This is a genomic window from Sinorhizobium sp. CB7 (assembly GCF_041357635.1).
Classification (GTDB): domain Bacteria; phylum Pseudomonadota; class Alphaproteobacteria; order Rhizobiales; family Rhizobiaceae; genus Rhizobium.
The window spans coordinates 176,387-189,286 of record NZ_JAULLL010000002.1 but is presented as its reverse complement, the minus strand read 5'-3'; the positions used below and the strand labels follow the sequence as shown (position 1 = coordinate 189,286).

Annotated in this window: 12 protein-coding genes; 4 read left to right on the top strand and 8 right to left on the bottom strand. The window is 60.1% G+C overall.

The features are described from left to right. Positions 1-32 precede the first annotated feature (32 nt). From AAE029_RS05060 to AAE029_RS05050, 3 genes are read right to left on the bottom strand one after another with little or no spacing between them, the layout of a single operon-like run. A complete protein-coding gene (locus AAE029_RS05060) occupies positions 33-1,061 on the bottom strand; it encodes an ABC transporter ATP-binding protein (RefSeq protein ID WP_371071712.1) in 1,029 nt (342 codons plus the stop codon). Then, positions 1,049-2,743, bottom strand: a complete 1,695-nt coding sequence (locus tag AAE029_RS05055; protein WP_371071711.1) for an ABC transporter permease — start codon at positions 2,741-2,743, stop codon at positions 1,049-1,051. The genes AAE029_RS05060 and AAE029_RS05055 overlap by 13 nt, the downstream gene beginning before the upstream one ends. A gap of 6 nt (positions 2,744-2,749) precedes the next feature. Further along, on the bottom strand, positions 2,750-3,730 hold the full coding sequence (locus AAE029_RS05050; RefSeq protein WP_371071710.1) for an ABC transporter substrate-binding protein: 981 nt from the start codon (positions 3,728-3,730) through the stop codon (positions 2,750-2,752). 273 nt (positions 3,731-4,003) lie between these two features. On the opposite strand from AAE029_RS05050, the gene AAE029_RS05045 reads away from it, so the two are divergent. Together AAE029_RS05045 and AAE029_RS05040 are read left to right on the top strand one after the other, a co-directional pair. Beyond that, complete coding sequence (locus tag AAE029_RS05045; RefSeq protein ID WP_371071709.1) at positions 4,004-5,053, top strand: aldo/keto reductase; 1,050 nt, start codon at positions 4,004-4,006, stop codon at positions 5,051-5,053. A gap of 150 nt (positions 5,054-5,203) precedes the next feature. Further along, positions 5,204-5,587, top strand: coding sequence for a cupin domain-containing protein (locus tag AAE029_RS05040; protein WP_371071708.1), 384 nt, complete (start codon positions 5,204-5,206; stop codon positions 5,585-5,587). 22 nt (positions 5,588-5,609) lie between these two features. On the opposite strand, the gene AAE029_RS05035 is transcribed toward AAE029_RS05040, so the two are convergent. Next, positions 5,610-6,833 (bottom strand): PLP-dependent aminotransferase family protein, encoded by a 1,224-nt coding sequence (locus AAE029_RS05035; RefSeq protein ID WP_371071707.1) that lies wholly within the window; start codon positions 6,831-6,833, stop codon positions 5,610-5,612. A 150-nt stretch (positions 6,834-6,983) separates the two neighbouring features. Here AAE029_RS05035 and AAE029_RS05030 point away from each other — a divergent pair, with 150 nt between their 5' ends. Then, positions 6,984-7,571, top strand: coding sequence for a class I SAM-dependent methyltransferase (locus AAE029_RS05030; protein WP_371072100.1), 588 nt, complete (start codon positions 6,984-6,986; stop codon positions 7,569-7,571). Positions 7,572-7,621: 50 nt separating this feature from the next. Here the strand turns inward: AAE029_RS05030 and ilvC are convergent, their stop codons facing one another. The 3 genes from ilvC to AAE029_RS05015 all read right to left on the bottom strand — a co-directional run bounded on the left by ilvC (position 7,622) and on the right by AAE029_RS05015 (position 10,357). Then, positions 7,622-8,641 carry a ketol-acid reductoisomerase gene (gene ilvC, locus AAE029_RS05025; RefSeq protein WP_371071706.1) on the bottom strand — a complete coding sequence of 340 codons (1,020 nt, stop codon included), beginning with the start codon at positions 8,639-8,641 and terminating at the stop codon, positions 7,622-7,624. Between the two features lie 43 nt (positions 8,642-8,684). Continuing rightward, complete coding sequence (locus AAE029_RS05020; protein ID WP_371071705.1) at positions 8,685-9,335, bottom strand: TetR/AcrR family transcriptional regulator C-terminal domain-containing protein; 651 nt, start codon at positions 9,333-9,335, stop codon at positions 8,685-8,687. A 125-nt stretch (positions 9,336-9,460) separates the two neighbouring features. After that, on the bottom strand, positions 9,461-10,357 hold the full coding sequence (locus AAE029_RS05015; protein WP_371072099.1) for an AraC family transcriptional regulator N-terminal domain-containing protein: 897 nt from the start codon (positions 10,355-10,357) through the stop codon (positions 9,461-9,463). A gap of 182 nt (positions 10,358-10,539) precedes the next feature. Here AAE029_RS05015 and AAE029_RS05010 point away from each other — a divergent pair, with 182 nt between their 5' ends. Further along, positions 10,540-11,586 carry an NAD(P)-dependent alcohol dehydrogenase gene (locus AAE029_RS05010; protein ID WP_371071704.1) on the top strand — a complete coding sequence of 349 codons (1,047 nt, stop codon included), beginning with the start codon at positions 10,540-10,542 and terminating at the stop codon, positions 11,584-11,586. Between the two features lie 31 nt (positions 11,587-11,617). On the opposite strand, the gene AAE029_RS05005 is transcribed toward AAE029_RS05010, so the two are convergent. After that, complete coding sequence (locus tag AAE029_RS05005; RefSeq protein ID WP_371071703.1) at positions 11,618-12,883, bottom strand: NAD(P)/FAD-dependent oxidoreductase; 1,266 nt, start codon at positions 12,881-12,883, stop codon at positions 11,618-11,620. Between the last annotated feature and the right edge of the window lie 17 nt (positions 12,884-12,900).

The following is a 12,900-nucleotide window of genomic DNA, read 5'->3' as shown; positions in this document are numbered from 1 at the left end:
GCTTCGAAATGAGCCCCGGAAAAGGCTTGCGGTCAAAGCCTCCAACCGGACCGGATGACGACCGGAAAGGCGTCGCCCGACTTCACGAAGTCGCGGCTGAAGGCCCTGAGTGCCTGCCCGTCCGGAAGCGCGACACGCACCGCGTATCGTTCGCCCTCGAAAAGAACGGATTCCACGGTGCAGGCAATTCCGTCCGGTGATGCAACGACATCCTCGGGACGCACGAGAACCTCCACGGGCGAACCGCCGGGCGCGTCGTCCGCGAACATTGTCTGCAGCGCCGGCCAGTCGAACTGTCGGCTGTCGCCGAAAGGTGATGTCAAGGACAGGATCGCCCCGCGGCCGATAAGGCCACCGACGAGGCTCCCCTCCGGGCGCGCATAAATTTCGGAGGGTGCTGCCACCTGGAGGAGATGCCCCTCGGACATGACCGCCACATCGGTCGCAAGCGCCATCGCTTCGCTCTGGTCGTGGGTGACATAGATCATCGTTGCCCCGGAACGCTGATGGAACTCGCGAAAAGTCTCTTCCATCTCCTGCTTCAGATGCCGGTCGAGATTGGCAAGTGGCTCGTCGAGCAGCACGACATCCGGTGAGGTCACCAGGCAGCGGGCGAGCGCCACGCGCTGGCGCTGCCCGCCGGATAGATCGGAAGGACGACGCTCGGCGTAATCGGCAAGGCGTACGGTGGAGAGTGCTGCCCGAACCTTCTCGCGATAGCGCTCGCCGGAGACGCCGCGCACTTTCAGCGGATAGCCGACATTGTCGGCGACACTCATATGCGGCCAGAGTGCATAGGACTGAAACACCATTGCCATGTTGCGCTTTTCCGGCGGAAGCGCCTGGGATGCATCGGCGAGCAGCCGTTCTCCCAGATGAATGGAACCATCCGTCGGATTTTCGAATCCCGCGATCATTCTGAGGACGGTCGTCTTGCCGCAGCCGGACGGCCCGAGCAGCGCCAGAAAGCCGCCCGGCCGCACATCGAGCGACAGTCCGCTCACGGCCGCACGGCCGGTGCCGAAATCCTTGGTGACGCGGTTCAAAGTCAGCTTCGCCACGGCACAACTCCTCTGGGCAGCCGTTTTGCCAGAAGCTCCAGCAGCAGCATCATGACGACGACCATGCAGACCACCAGCACGGAAAGCGCCGAGGCGAGATCCGAGCTGCCGCTGTCGTCGAGATTAAATGTCACCACGCCGAGCGTCTGAGTGCCCGCCACCCAGAGCAGCGCGGAAATGGTAAGTTCGTTGCAGGCGATCAGGAAGACGAGGATCACGGAGGCCCCCGCAGCCGGCGCGATCAGCGGGACCAGGATATCGAAAAGCCTGCGAAAGAAGCCCGCACCCGACAGCCGCGCCGCCTCCTCCAGCGCCGGATCGAACTGATGGAAGGCGCTGACCACCGGTTTCAGGCTGACGGCGAAGAAGCTCGAGAAATAGGCGATGAGAATGATCCAGATCGTGCCGTAGAGGGTGACGTTCAGAACCGGGATTGGCGCCGCGAAAACGAGAATGAAGGAAACCGCCATGACGATCCCCGGCAGGGAATAGGGAATTTCGATCAGGCTCGAAACAATGCGGCTGGCGAAGCCGCGACGGCGTGTGAGGGCATAGGCCGCAAGGATTGTCACCAGGAGGAGACCAATCGCGGTCGTGGCCGCGAGAAACAGCGAGTTGGCGAAGGCCGTTCGCGTGACCGACTGTCGAAACAGGATCTCGCCAAAGGCGTGAAGCGACATGGTCTTGAAGGTCAGGGGCACGCCATAGGCGGGCACCAGCGCTCCCGCGAGCAGGGCCAGAAAAGGTGCTACGAGCATGAAGAACAGGACGAGCCAAAGGAGCGGCACGGCAAGGAAGCGCCACGATCCGAGTTCGAAGATGGCCGTTGCGCCGCTGAGGCCGATCACCCGATAGTCCCTCCCGCGGAGCGCTCTTTCCTGGATGGCAAGCCCAGCCACGGAAATAATGGCGATGATTGCTGAAAGCAGCGCCACGTCGCCGAAGGTACGGCTCGTGAAAGCCGTGAATTTAGAAAAGATCAACGTCGGCAGCGTGAGGATGGACGCAGGGATCCCGAGGATCGCCGGGATGCCGAAATTGCCCGTGCAGGAGACGAAGGAGATCGCAGCGGCGGCAATGACGCCAGGCAGCGACAAGGGGAAAATCACATCACGAAAGACCTGAAGGCTCGAGGCGCCGGAAAGTCGCGCCGCCTCGACGCCATCCCGCGGCAGGGCCATCAGCCCGGCTCTGAGCGCCAGATAGACGAGCGGCGCATGCTGCACGCCGTAGAGCAGCGCGATACCTCCGACCGAATAGAGCGGCTGCGGCGAGCCGAGCGGCGGCGCCAGATGCAACGCCTTCAGAAGTGGACTGGAGGGACCCGACATCTGTACCCAGGCGAGCGCCGTCACCTGCGGCGGGATCATCATCGGCAGGACGAACAGGAAGCTGAGAGGTCCCTTCCCCCTAACGTCTGTCAGGGTCAGCAGGAAAGCAAACAGGCTACCGATCGCAAGCGAAATGATCGTACCGAGTATAGCGGTGACGACAGTGTACCATGTCGCGGACCAGAGCGCGGGATCGGCCAGGACCTGCGAGACCCCTCCCCGTGAAAACGCGACAATGCCGGTCCCGGCGAGACGCAGGAGCGGCAATACACTCAGGAACAGGACGACGGTAACGACAAAGGGAAACAGCCAGGCAGGCTGGCTGTTTCCCCGGCGGACATATCCGTGCATTGAGGATCAGTTCGATCCGTAGATGCCGGAGAAGGTTTTCAGGTCCTGATCGGTGTTCTTCAGTGCCGCGGCAGCGTTGACAGGCAGGACCTTGATCGTATCACGCGAAGGAAAGCCCTCTGGGACGGGCATGCCGTTGCGGGCCGGGATGTAACCGAGCTTGAGGAAGCCCTGCTGGCCCTTTTCGGAGAGCACGTAATCGACGAATTTTTTGGCGGCATCCACGTTCTTGGCGCTCGCCAGGATGCCGACCGGCTCGGTCACGGCAGATACGCCTTCCTTCGGGAAGACGAATTCGACCGGCGCGCCCTTGGCCTTTTCGCGGATCGGCAGATAGTCGACGACCATGCCATAGGCTTTCTCGCCCGAGGCGACCGACTTCAGAACGACGCCGTTGCCACCGGCAGCCGTTGCGCCGTTTTCAGCAAGAGCCTTGTAGTAATCCCAGCCGAGACCGTCGACCGCGGCAAGCGTCTGTGCATGGATCAGCGCGGCGCCCGAAGCAAGCGGGCTCGGCATGGTCACGAGGCCCTTTGCTTCCGGCTTCGTCAGGTCCTTCCAGCTCGTCGGCTTCATCGAAGCAGACGTGTTGTACATGATGCCGGTGGTGATCAGTTTCGTGGAGTAATAGTAACCGTCCGCGTCAAAAAGCGTGGCGTCGTAATTGGCGGCTTCCGGCGACTTGTAGGCGAGGAGCTTGCCCTCTTCCTTGAGGCGCTCCAGGGTGACGACATCGGCGATCAGGAGAACGTCTGCGAGCGGGTTGCCGGCCTGGATTTCGGCCTGAAGCTTGGCCATGATCTTGGGTGTGCCGTCACGCACCCAATCCACCTTGATGTCCGGGTTGGCGGCCATGAATCCGTCGACGGTCGCCTGCGCGTCCTCGTTCGGCTGACTGGTGTAAAGCACAAGATTGGCGGCATCAGCGGAAACGGAAACAAAACCGGCGGCAAGCAGGCCGGCAACGGCGGAAACGAGCTTGTTCATGAGAGGACCCTCGACGTGGATTGAAGGCTGTTCCTTAGCCATCGCGGTTAACATGAATGTGACACTCGGCTTGAACCGCGGTTACGCGCTTTCACCATCGAATTGACGTGCAAACCGGATCGAACCCGAAGGCGACAAACTGTCTGATATAACGCTCTTTTGAGGCCGCTAGGCTAAACAGTACCGAAGCTCCCTGATAGGATATTGCCCTGCGCCGCTGCGGGCGCCATCTTGTCTTTGTCGTTCTTCAACTCAAAATCAGGGATCACCGCCATGGAATATCGGCTGCTCGGTCGCTCCGGCCTCAAGATTTCGCCACTCACGATGGGAACCATGACCATCGGCGGCAAACCGCCCTTCTCAAAGGTGGGATCGGTCGGCCTCGATGAGGCACGGCGTTATGTCGACATGTGCCTCGATGCCGGCGTCAACCTCATCGATACCGCGAACGTTTATTCGCAGGGAGAATCGGAAAACATTGTCGGTGACGTACTCGGCGGCAAACGCAAAAATGGCGTGCTGATTGCCACCAAGGCCCGCTTCGGCATGGGCGACGGTCCCAACGACCGGGGCCTTTCGCGCTATCACCTGATCCGCGAATGCGAGGCGAGCCTCAAGCGTCTCAAGACCGATGTGATCGATCTCTATCAGGTCCATGAATGGGACGGCGAGACGCCGCTCGAGGAAACGATGGAAGCGCTCGACACGCTGATCCGTCAAGGCAAGGTCCGCTACATCGGTTGCTCGAACTATTCCGGATGGCACATCATGAAGGCGCTCGGTATCGCCAATGAATTCAAATACCAGCGCTTCGTCAGCCAGCAGATCCACTACACGCTCGAGGCGCGCGAGGCGGAATATGAGCTGCTGCCGATCTCGATCGACCAGGGCCTCGGCGTTCTGGTGTGGAGCCCCCTTGCCGGCGGCCTGCTATCCGGAAAGCATCAACGCAGCATGACGACACCACGCCAGCTCGCAGGCTGGGACGAGCCGCCGATCCGTGACGAGAACCGGTTGTGGAACATTGTCGACGTGTTGATTGCGATCGGCGCTGAACGCGGCGTTTCCGGAGCGCAGATAGCACTCGCCTGGCTGATGGGCCGCAAAGGGGTCACCTCGGTGATCATCGGCGGGCGAACCGACGCGCAGTTCAAGGACAATCTCGCCGCCGCCGAACTGACGCTCTCGGACGAGGAACGCAAGCGCCTCGATGATGTCAGTCTGCCGCCGCTGCTCTATCCCTACTGGCACCAGCGCGATTCCGCGAGCGAGCGGCTGAGCGAAGCCGATCTTTTGCTGATCGGTCCGCATCTCAAAGGGTAAGACTTTGACGCTGCGCCGGTCCTGCCAGGATTTGGCGCAGCACCATCCAAGGTTCGCACTCGTTCGCCGCCCACGGAATGCACAATCGTTCAAGACGGGAGGAGTTCATCCGTATACCGGGATCTGAGCTTGAACATTTGGAGGCGACACATGCAGAGCGAAATGCAGACATCCTATAGGTCGATCAATCTGGCAGACAAACTCGGGCGCCTGACTGAGCAATGGCAGCCGCGGGTCGTTGCCGAACTCAACGACTATCAGTTCAAGGTCGTCAGGATCGAAGGCGATTTCATCTGGCACGATCATCCGCAAACCGACGAAGCTTTCCTCGTGCTGGAAGGTGAACTTCGCATCGATTTCCGGGATGGATCCGTTCTGCTGCATCCGGGCGAATTGTTCGTCGTTCCCAAGGGCGTGCAGCATAAGCCATTCGCCGCAAAAGAGGTGAAGATGCTGCTGATAGAACCGCGCGGGACGCTGAATACTGGCGAGGAAGGCGGAATGCGAACGGCTCAGAACGACATCTGGATCTGAGCCGTCCACATGGAAAGGACCGTCAGATCCTTTCCATTTCGCTTTCGATCAGAGCACCTAAACGAGCGATACCGTTATCGATCATCTCGTCGTCGGCGCAGGAGAAGCTGACGCGGAACGTGTTCGGCCCCGAGCCGTCAGCAAAGAAGGCCTGACCAGGCACGAAGGCGACCTTTGCTGTCTCCAGCGATTTCGCCAGCAGCTTGGCGCCGTCCATTCCCTTGGGCAGCGTCACCCAGATGAACATGCCGCCCTCGGGTTTGGTCCAGGACGTGCCCTCCGGCATGTATTTGGCGAGTGCCGCCAGCATGCAATCGCGGCGATGACTGTAGGCCTTGCGAATCTTGGCGACCTGAACGTCGAAGCCCCGTCGGGCGACATGGTCGATCGCGATCTGGTTGATCGTCGAGGAATGCAGGTCGGCCGCCTGCTTCATCAGCACCAGCTTGCGGATGACGGGCGCATTCGCGACGATGAAACCGACGCGAAGACCCGGTGCGAGCGTCTTGGAAAAGCTGCCGCAATAGATCGTCCGCGTATTGTTGATCTCGCCCTTGCGCGCGATCTCCAGCGCCAGGATAGGCGGGATCGCCTCGCCGTCATAGCGCAGCGACTGGTAAGCCGCGTCCTCGATGATCGCGATATCGAGCTCATCGGCAAGATCGATCAGCTTTTCACGAGCGGGACGATCAATAGTCTCGCCCGTCGGATTGGCGAAATCGGCGGAAAGATAGGCAAACTTCACGCGCCCGCCTGCCTGCGCCGCCGTGGCACGGTAGGCCTCCGGCGTGCGGTTGCCGTTCGGTGTCAGCTGATCATAGGTCGGTTCATAAGCATTGAAGGCCTGCAGCGCACCAAGATATGTCGGCGCAGTGACGAGCGCGGTATCCTTCGGCGAGAGGAAAAGCTTGCCGAGATAATCCAGCCCCTGCTGCGACCCGGAGACGATGAACACGTTTTCGAGTTCACAGGGAATGCCAAGTGCTGCCATCTGCTGCACCAACCATTCGCGCAGCGGCTTGTAACCCTCGCTCACCGAATATTGCAGCGCCGAGCTGACTGCAGCGCTCGAGAAGATATCCGCATAGGCTTCTTTGAATGCTTCGTCCGGAAACAGCGCGGGATCGGGAATGCCGCCGGCGAAGGAAATGATATCCGGTCGTTCCAAAAGCTTCAGAAGTTCGCGGATCTCGGACGCGCGCATGCGCGACGAGCGGGTGGCAAAGATATTTTCCCAATTCAACATGGGGTTTCCTCGTAATATTTTTTCGTTTCGGGACAAAACCACGCAACAAAGAATAAGTCAATAATGCTGACCTATTTTGTTTAGGCAAAGCATGTTTCCGATTGCAATGTTTCGATATCCTGGCGCGCGACCAGACGAAGAAAGATGGATATGGCCACTGAAGGCACCTCATCCTTTTACGATGAAAACGCCGAGATTTACGCTGTCCGAAGGCGCACTGTTCCCACTCAGCGTCTCGATGCATTTCTTTCCGAGCTTTCTCCCGGCGCACCGGTTCTCGAACTCGGCTGCGGCGGCGGGCATGATTGCGCCTATATGCTTTCGAAGGGCTTTGACGTCATGCCGACGGATGGCTCCGTTGAACTGGCGAAACGCGCGGAAAAGCTCCTAGACAGGCCCGTCAAGGTGATGCGCTTCGAAAGCTTGGACGAAGAAAATGAATATAGCGGCGTCTGGGCCGAAGCGAGCCTGTTGCACATGCCGCGCGCCGTACTTCCCGATGTTCTGAAGCGCATCAACCGGGCGCTGAAATATGGCGGCATCCTGCATGCCAGCTTCAAGGCCGGAGACGCCGAAGGTTATGACGGCTTCGGTCGTTATTACAATTATCCCTCGGTCGCGTGGCTCACAGAGCGCCTGTCGGAAGGCGGCTGGCGGAACGTTTCGATCATCGAACGAGACGGCGGGGGCTATGACGGCAAGCCGACACGCTGGCTCTATCTTGCGGCGCGTAAGTGAAAAGGCCGGAGCTTCGCCCCGGCCTCTCATTTTCGATCTGATGCAATGGCTCAGTTGACGGTCTTGTCGACCAGCTTGTTCTTGCCGATCCAGGGCATCATGGCGCGCAGCTTGGCGCCGACTTCCTCGATCTGGTGGCTGTCGTTCATGCGGCGGATGCCCTTGAAGCGCGCGGCGCCGGAACGGTATTCCTGCATCCATTCGGAGGTGAACTTGCCCGTCTGGATGTCCTTCAGCACCCGCTTCATTTCTGCCTTGGTCTCGGCGGTAATGATGCGCGGACCGGAGACGTATTCGCCCCATTCGGCGGTGTTGGAGATCGAGTAGTTCATGTTGGCGATGCCGCCTTCATAGATCAGGTCGACGATCAGTTTTACCTCGTGCAGGCATTCGAAATAGGCCATTTCAGGCGCGTAGCCCGCTTCCACCAGCGTCTCGAAACCGGCGCGGATCAGCTCGACCAGGCCGCCGCAGAGCACTACCTGCTCACCGAACAGGTCGGTCTCGCATTCTTCGCGGAAATTCGTCTCGATGATGCCGGAGCGACCGCCGCCGACGCCACAGGCGTAGGAAAGCGCCAGCTCGAGTGCATTGCCGGAAGCGTTCTGATGTACGGCGACGAGGCAGGGAACGCCGCCGCCCTTCTGGTATTCGCCGCGCACGGTGTGGCCCGGCCCCTTCGGGGCGATCATGACGACGTCGACCGTGGCCTTAGGCTCGATCAGGCCAAAATGGACGTTGAGGCCGTGAGCAAAGGCGATCGCGGCGCCGTCGCGGATGTTCGGCGCGATTTCCTGCTTGTATATGTCGGCCTGCAGCTCGTCCGGAGTCGCCATCATCATCAGGTCGGCCCAGGCGGCTGCCTCCGCTACCGTCATCACCTTGAAGCCATCGGCTTCCGCCTTCTTGGCGGTGGCCGAGCCTTGCTTCAGCGCGATGGCGACGTTCTGCGCGCCGCTATCCTTGAGGTTCAGCGCATGGGCGCGGCCCTGGGAGCCATAACCGATGACGGCGACTTTCTTCGCCTTGATCAGGTTGAGATCGGCATCACGATCGTAATAGACGCGCATTGAATTATCCTTCCCTTCGCTTGTCTGTATCGATTTTAAGTAATCAAGCGGTCGCCATCGCTTCCGCCGCAATCCTTTCACTGCCGAAGAGCCGCAAGAAGGCGGTAACCGCCCTCTCCGCCTGACGACCGGTATCCTTCAAGCCCGGTTCGCCGAGCAGCATGCGCACATGCAGATCCGAGACAATGAGCCCGTAGAAACAATGATAAGCCATGTCGGCGTCGTCGAAGCGTAACAGCCCTGCCCGCCTGCCGGCCTCGATCAGCCCCATCGCGCGTCGATCGATCTGCCGCCTTCCGCGCTCCAGGAGCAGTTTGCCGAGCTTCGATCCCTCGCGGCTCGACTGACCGATCGCCAGCCGATTCAGAGCGAGCGACACGTCACCCGCCAACACCTCGAGCAGATCGCGCGCGAAGATGACAAGATGATCGTGCAGGCTCGCAGCCGTCAGCCGTTCGCCGTTGCGCTCGAAGGTGCGCACCTTGCTCGCCTGATAGGCGATCATGGCAGAGAGGAGGCCGTCGCGGTCTCCGAACCACTTGTAGAGGCTTTCCTTGGAGCAGTTGGCGGCACGGGCGACGCCGGAGGTCGTCAAAGCCTTCTCGCCACCGTCCACAAGCAACCGGAGCGCCTGCTCCAGAACAGCGTTCTGGCGCGGTGAAAACTCGCTCGATTGTCCTGCATCGTTCCACAAGGCGCCCCACTCCTTCTGCGTACCGTACGGTACGGTTCGCTAGGTGTTATGGCTCAGCAACGGGCAAGCGTCAAGAGTTTCTTCACGCGACCACAGATTTCCGCCTGAAAAATGACGATTGCGGTTTATTCCGCAGGCTTGCCCTCGACGTCACGCAATGGTGATATGCCGTACAGCCTGCTGTATTCCCGGCTGAACTGCGAGGGGCTTTGATAGCCGACACGATGCCCAGCAGTACCGACATCGAGCCGCTCCACAAGCATCAGCCGCCGTGCCTCGTGCAGCCGAAGCTGCTTCTGATACTGCATCGGCGTCATCATGGTCACCGCTTTGAAGTGATGATGGAACGACGACACGCTCATGCTCACATGATCCGCCAATTCCTCGATACGAAGCGGGCGAGTGAAATTGCCGCGAAGCCATGCAACGGCACGGGCTATCCGGTTGCCATTGCTCTCGGCCGTGGCGATTTGCAGCAGCCGCGGCCCATCGGGACCGGTCAGCAGTCTATAGAGTATTTCCTGCTCGATGAGCGGTCCCATCGCGGCGATGTCCTCCGGTCGATCAAGCAGCCGCAAAAGCCTGACACAGGCATCGAGCAACTCAGGCGGCGCGGCATTGACCGCCAGTCCACGCACTCCATCCGCCATTGCCGACCGCCGCGGAATCGAAACCCGGGCAAGCAATTCATGGAGGCGCTCGGGCTCGATAATCATGCTGAGGCAGAGATGTGGCGCTTCCACGCTGGCCTCGGTCACCCGCGAAGCGATCGGAAGATCAAGAGATGCCAAAAGGTAATGGCCAGTGCCGTAGCGGAAAGTCTCTTCTCCGAGCGTCACGCTTTTCGCTCCCTGCAGCACCAGCGCAAAAAGCGGCCGGCATGCCGCATGCATCGGCATCGTCGGCATTGAGCGATAGTGCACATACAGGCTGCCGATCGGTGTCGCGTAGTCGCCGTCGCTGCCGGCGAACCGTGCAATGATTGAGGCAAGCTCCTGATAGGGAGAAAAGGGCAGAGTCATTACGGAACCAGTTATTTTCCAGGATTTGAGTTCGTCCACATCATAGCCGAGACCGCTCTGAGGGAAATGGGCTGCGATGAAATTTTGCAGGATCGTGCATAAAGATAGCAGGATCGCTCTAACGCTTTGGCCGCCATGTGCGGCATAGTCCGGCCGTTCCTCCCACACAAAAGGAAGTCTCCATGGCTATTGCAAAAGGCTATGCCGCGACCGATGCGTCGCAGCCGCTGACCCCCTTCACCTTCGAGCGCCGCGAACCGAATGAGGACGATGTCGTCATTTCCGTCAAATATTGCGGCGTCTGCCATTCGGATATCCACCAGGCCCGCAACGAATGGGGCAACTCCCGCTATCCGATGGTGCCGGGCCATGAAGTGGCAGGTGTCGTCAGCGCCGTCGGCTCGAAGGTCACGAAGTTCAAGGTCGGCGATCGCGTCGGCGTTGGCTGCTTCGTCAATTCCTGCACGACCTGCGCCACCCGAGATCTGGACTATGAGCATTTCCTGCCGGGCCTCGTTCAGACCTATAACGATGTCGAGGCGGACGGCACGACGCCGACCTATGGCGGATATTCCGATTCGATCGTCGTCAAGGAAGGCTACGTCCTTTCCTTCCCGGATAACATTCCGCTGGATTCAGGCGCTCCGCTTCTTTGCGCCGGCATCACGCTCTACTCGCCGCTGCGCCACTGGAAGGCCGGTTCCGGCAAGAAGGTCGCGATCGTCGGCATGGGCGGCCTTGGCCATATGGGCGTCAAGCTCGGCCACGCGATGGGCGCTGAGATCACCGTGCTCAGCCAGACATTGTCCAAGAAGGAAGATGGCCTGAAGCTCGGTGCCAGCCATTACTATGCGACGAGCGACGCCGAAACCTTCACCAAGCTTGCCGGTACCTTCGATCTCATCATCAACACGGTCGGCACCGCGATCGACTGGAACGCCTACCTGAACCTCCTGAAATATGACGGCAGCATGGTGCTTGTCGGCGTTCCCGAGCATGCGGTTCCCGTTCATGCCTTTTCGGTCATTGCCGGTCGCAAGAGCCTTTCGGGCTCGATGATCGGCTCAATCAAGGAAACGCAGGAAATGCTCGACTTCTGCGGCGAGCACAGCATTGTTTCGGAAATCGAGAAGATCAACATCCAGGATATCAATGAGGCTTACGAGCGCGTCGTGAAGAGCGACGTCCGATACCGCTTCGTCATCGATATCGCGTCTCTGGCAGCTTAAGTGAAAATGGTAGGCGGCTCTCTGGAGCCGCCTACCCCTTCTCCTGCATCGCTTCCTTCTGCGTGATCAGCCGGGAGCTATGCTGGCGGCTCAAATAGATCCAGAGCCAGCTCCAGGCGACCGCGAAACGCGAACGCGTGCCGATCAGAAAATAGATATGGGCGATGCCCCATATCCACCAAGCGATCCAGCCCTTGAGCTTGAGCCAGCCAAAATCGATGATCGCCGCGCTCTTGCCGATCGTCGCAAGACTACCCTCATGGTGATAGCGGAAGGGACCTGGATCGGGCTGGTTGCTCATCCGCGCACGAATGACCTTAGCAACGTAGGCGCCCTGCTGTTTGGCTGCCGGAGCAATGCCCGGTACCGGCTTGCCATCCTCGCCCATGACCAGCGCCGTGTCGCCTATGACGAAGATGTCCCGTTCACCCGGCGCCCTCAGATCCTTTTCCACGACCACACGCCCTGCCCGGTCGGCAGGAGCGTCGAGCCATTTCGCAGCCGCCGATGCCTGAACGCCGGCGGCCCAGACAATGGTGCGGCTCGGCACGAAAGTATCGCCGATCGTCACTCCCTCGGCGCTGCAGGCGGTCACAGCCTGACCCGTTCGGACTTCGACCCCGAGCTTTTCCAGAGCTTTGTGAGCATAGGCGGAAAGATCCTCGGTAAAAGCTGCGAGGATTCGTGGTCCCGCCTCCACGAGAATGATACGGGTCTTGCGCGTATCGATATTGCGGAATTCCCGCGGCAGTGTTTGATGCGCCAGTTCCGCAATGATGCCGGCGAGTTCGACGCCTGTCGGCCCCGCACCCACGATCGTAAACGTCAAGAGCGCATCTCGCGCCGCGGGATCCGTTTCCAGTTCCGCATGTTCGAAGGCGAGCAGCACCCGCCGGCGGATCGTGGTCGCATCTTCGAGCGTCTTCAGACCAGGCGCCACGGGCTCCCATTCGTCGTGACCGAAATAAGCATGCGTCGCGCCGGTCGCCAGCACCAGCGTATCGTAGCCGATCGTCCCGCCGCTTTTCAGCATCACCGTCCGCGCGTTGCGATCAACGGAAGAAACCTCGCCGAGGACAGTCGTGACCTCCGGCCGATCGCGATAGAGGCTGCGGATCGGCCAGGCTATTTCCGAGGTGGCGAGAAGTGTCGTCGCCACCTGATAGAGCAGTGGTTGAAACAGGTGGTGGTTGCGTCGATCGATCAGCGTGATGCGAACCGGCACCCCTTTGAGATCATTGACAAGCTGCAATCCGCCAAAGCCACCCCCAACCACGACGACATGATGTTCCGGCATCGAAAATTCCTCGCATT

Excerpts from the sequence above, each read along its gene's own strand:
- AAE029_RS05045 (WP_371071709.1), top strand. The coding sequence starts at position 4,004 with ATGGAATATCGGCTGCTCGGTCGCTCCGGCCTCAAGATTTCGCCACTC.
- AAE029_RS05040 (WP_371071708.1), top strand. The coding sequence starts at position 5,204 with ATGCAGAGCGAAATGCAGACATCCTATAGGTCGATCAATCTGGCAGAC.
- ilvC (WP_371071706.1), bottom strand. The coding sequence starts at position 8,641 with ATGCGCGTCTATTACGATCGTGATGCCGATCTCAACCTGATCAAGGCG.
- AAE029_RS05035 (WP_371071707.1), bottom strand. The coding sequence starts at position 6,833 with ATGTTGAATTGGGAAAATATCTTTGCCACCCGCTCGTCGCGCATGCGC.
- AAE029_RS05010 (WP_371071704.1), top strand. The coding sequence starts at position 10,540 with ATGGCTATTGCAAAAGGCTATGCCGCGACCGATGCGTCGCAGCCGCTG.
- AAE029_RS05055 (WP_371071711.1), bottom strand. The coding sequence starts at position 2,743 with ATGCACGGATATGTCCGCCGGGGAAACAGCCAGCCTGCCTGGCTGTTT.
- AAE029_RS05015 (WP_371072099.1), bottom strand. The coding sequence starts at position 10,357 with ATGACTCTGCCCTTTTCTCCCTATCAGGAGCTTGCCTCAATCATTGCA.
- AAE029_RS05050 (WP_371071710.1), bottom strand. The coding sequence starts at position 3,730 with ATGAACAAGCTCGTTTCCGCCGTTGCCGGCCTGCTTGCCGCCGGTTTT.
- AAE029_RS05030 (WP_371072100.1), top strand. The coding sequence starts at position 6,984 with ATGGCCACTGAAGGCACCTCATCCTTTTACGATGAAAACGCCGAGATT.
- AAE029_RS05005 (WP_371071703.1), bottom strand. The coding sequence starts at position 12,883 with ATGCCGGAACATCATGTCGTCGTGGTTGGGGGTGGCTTTGGCGGATTG.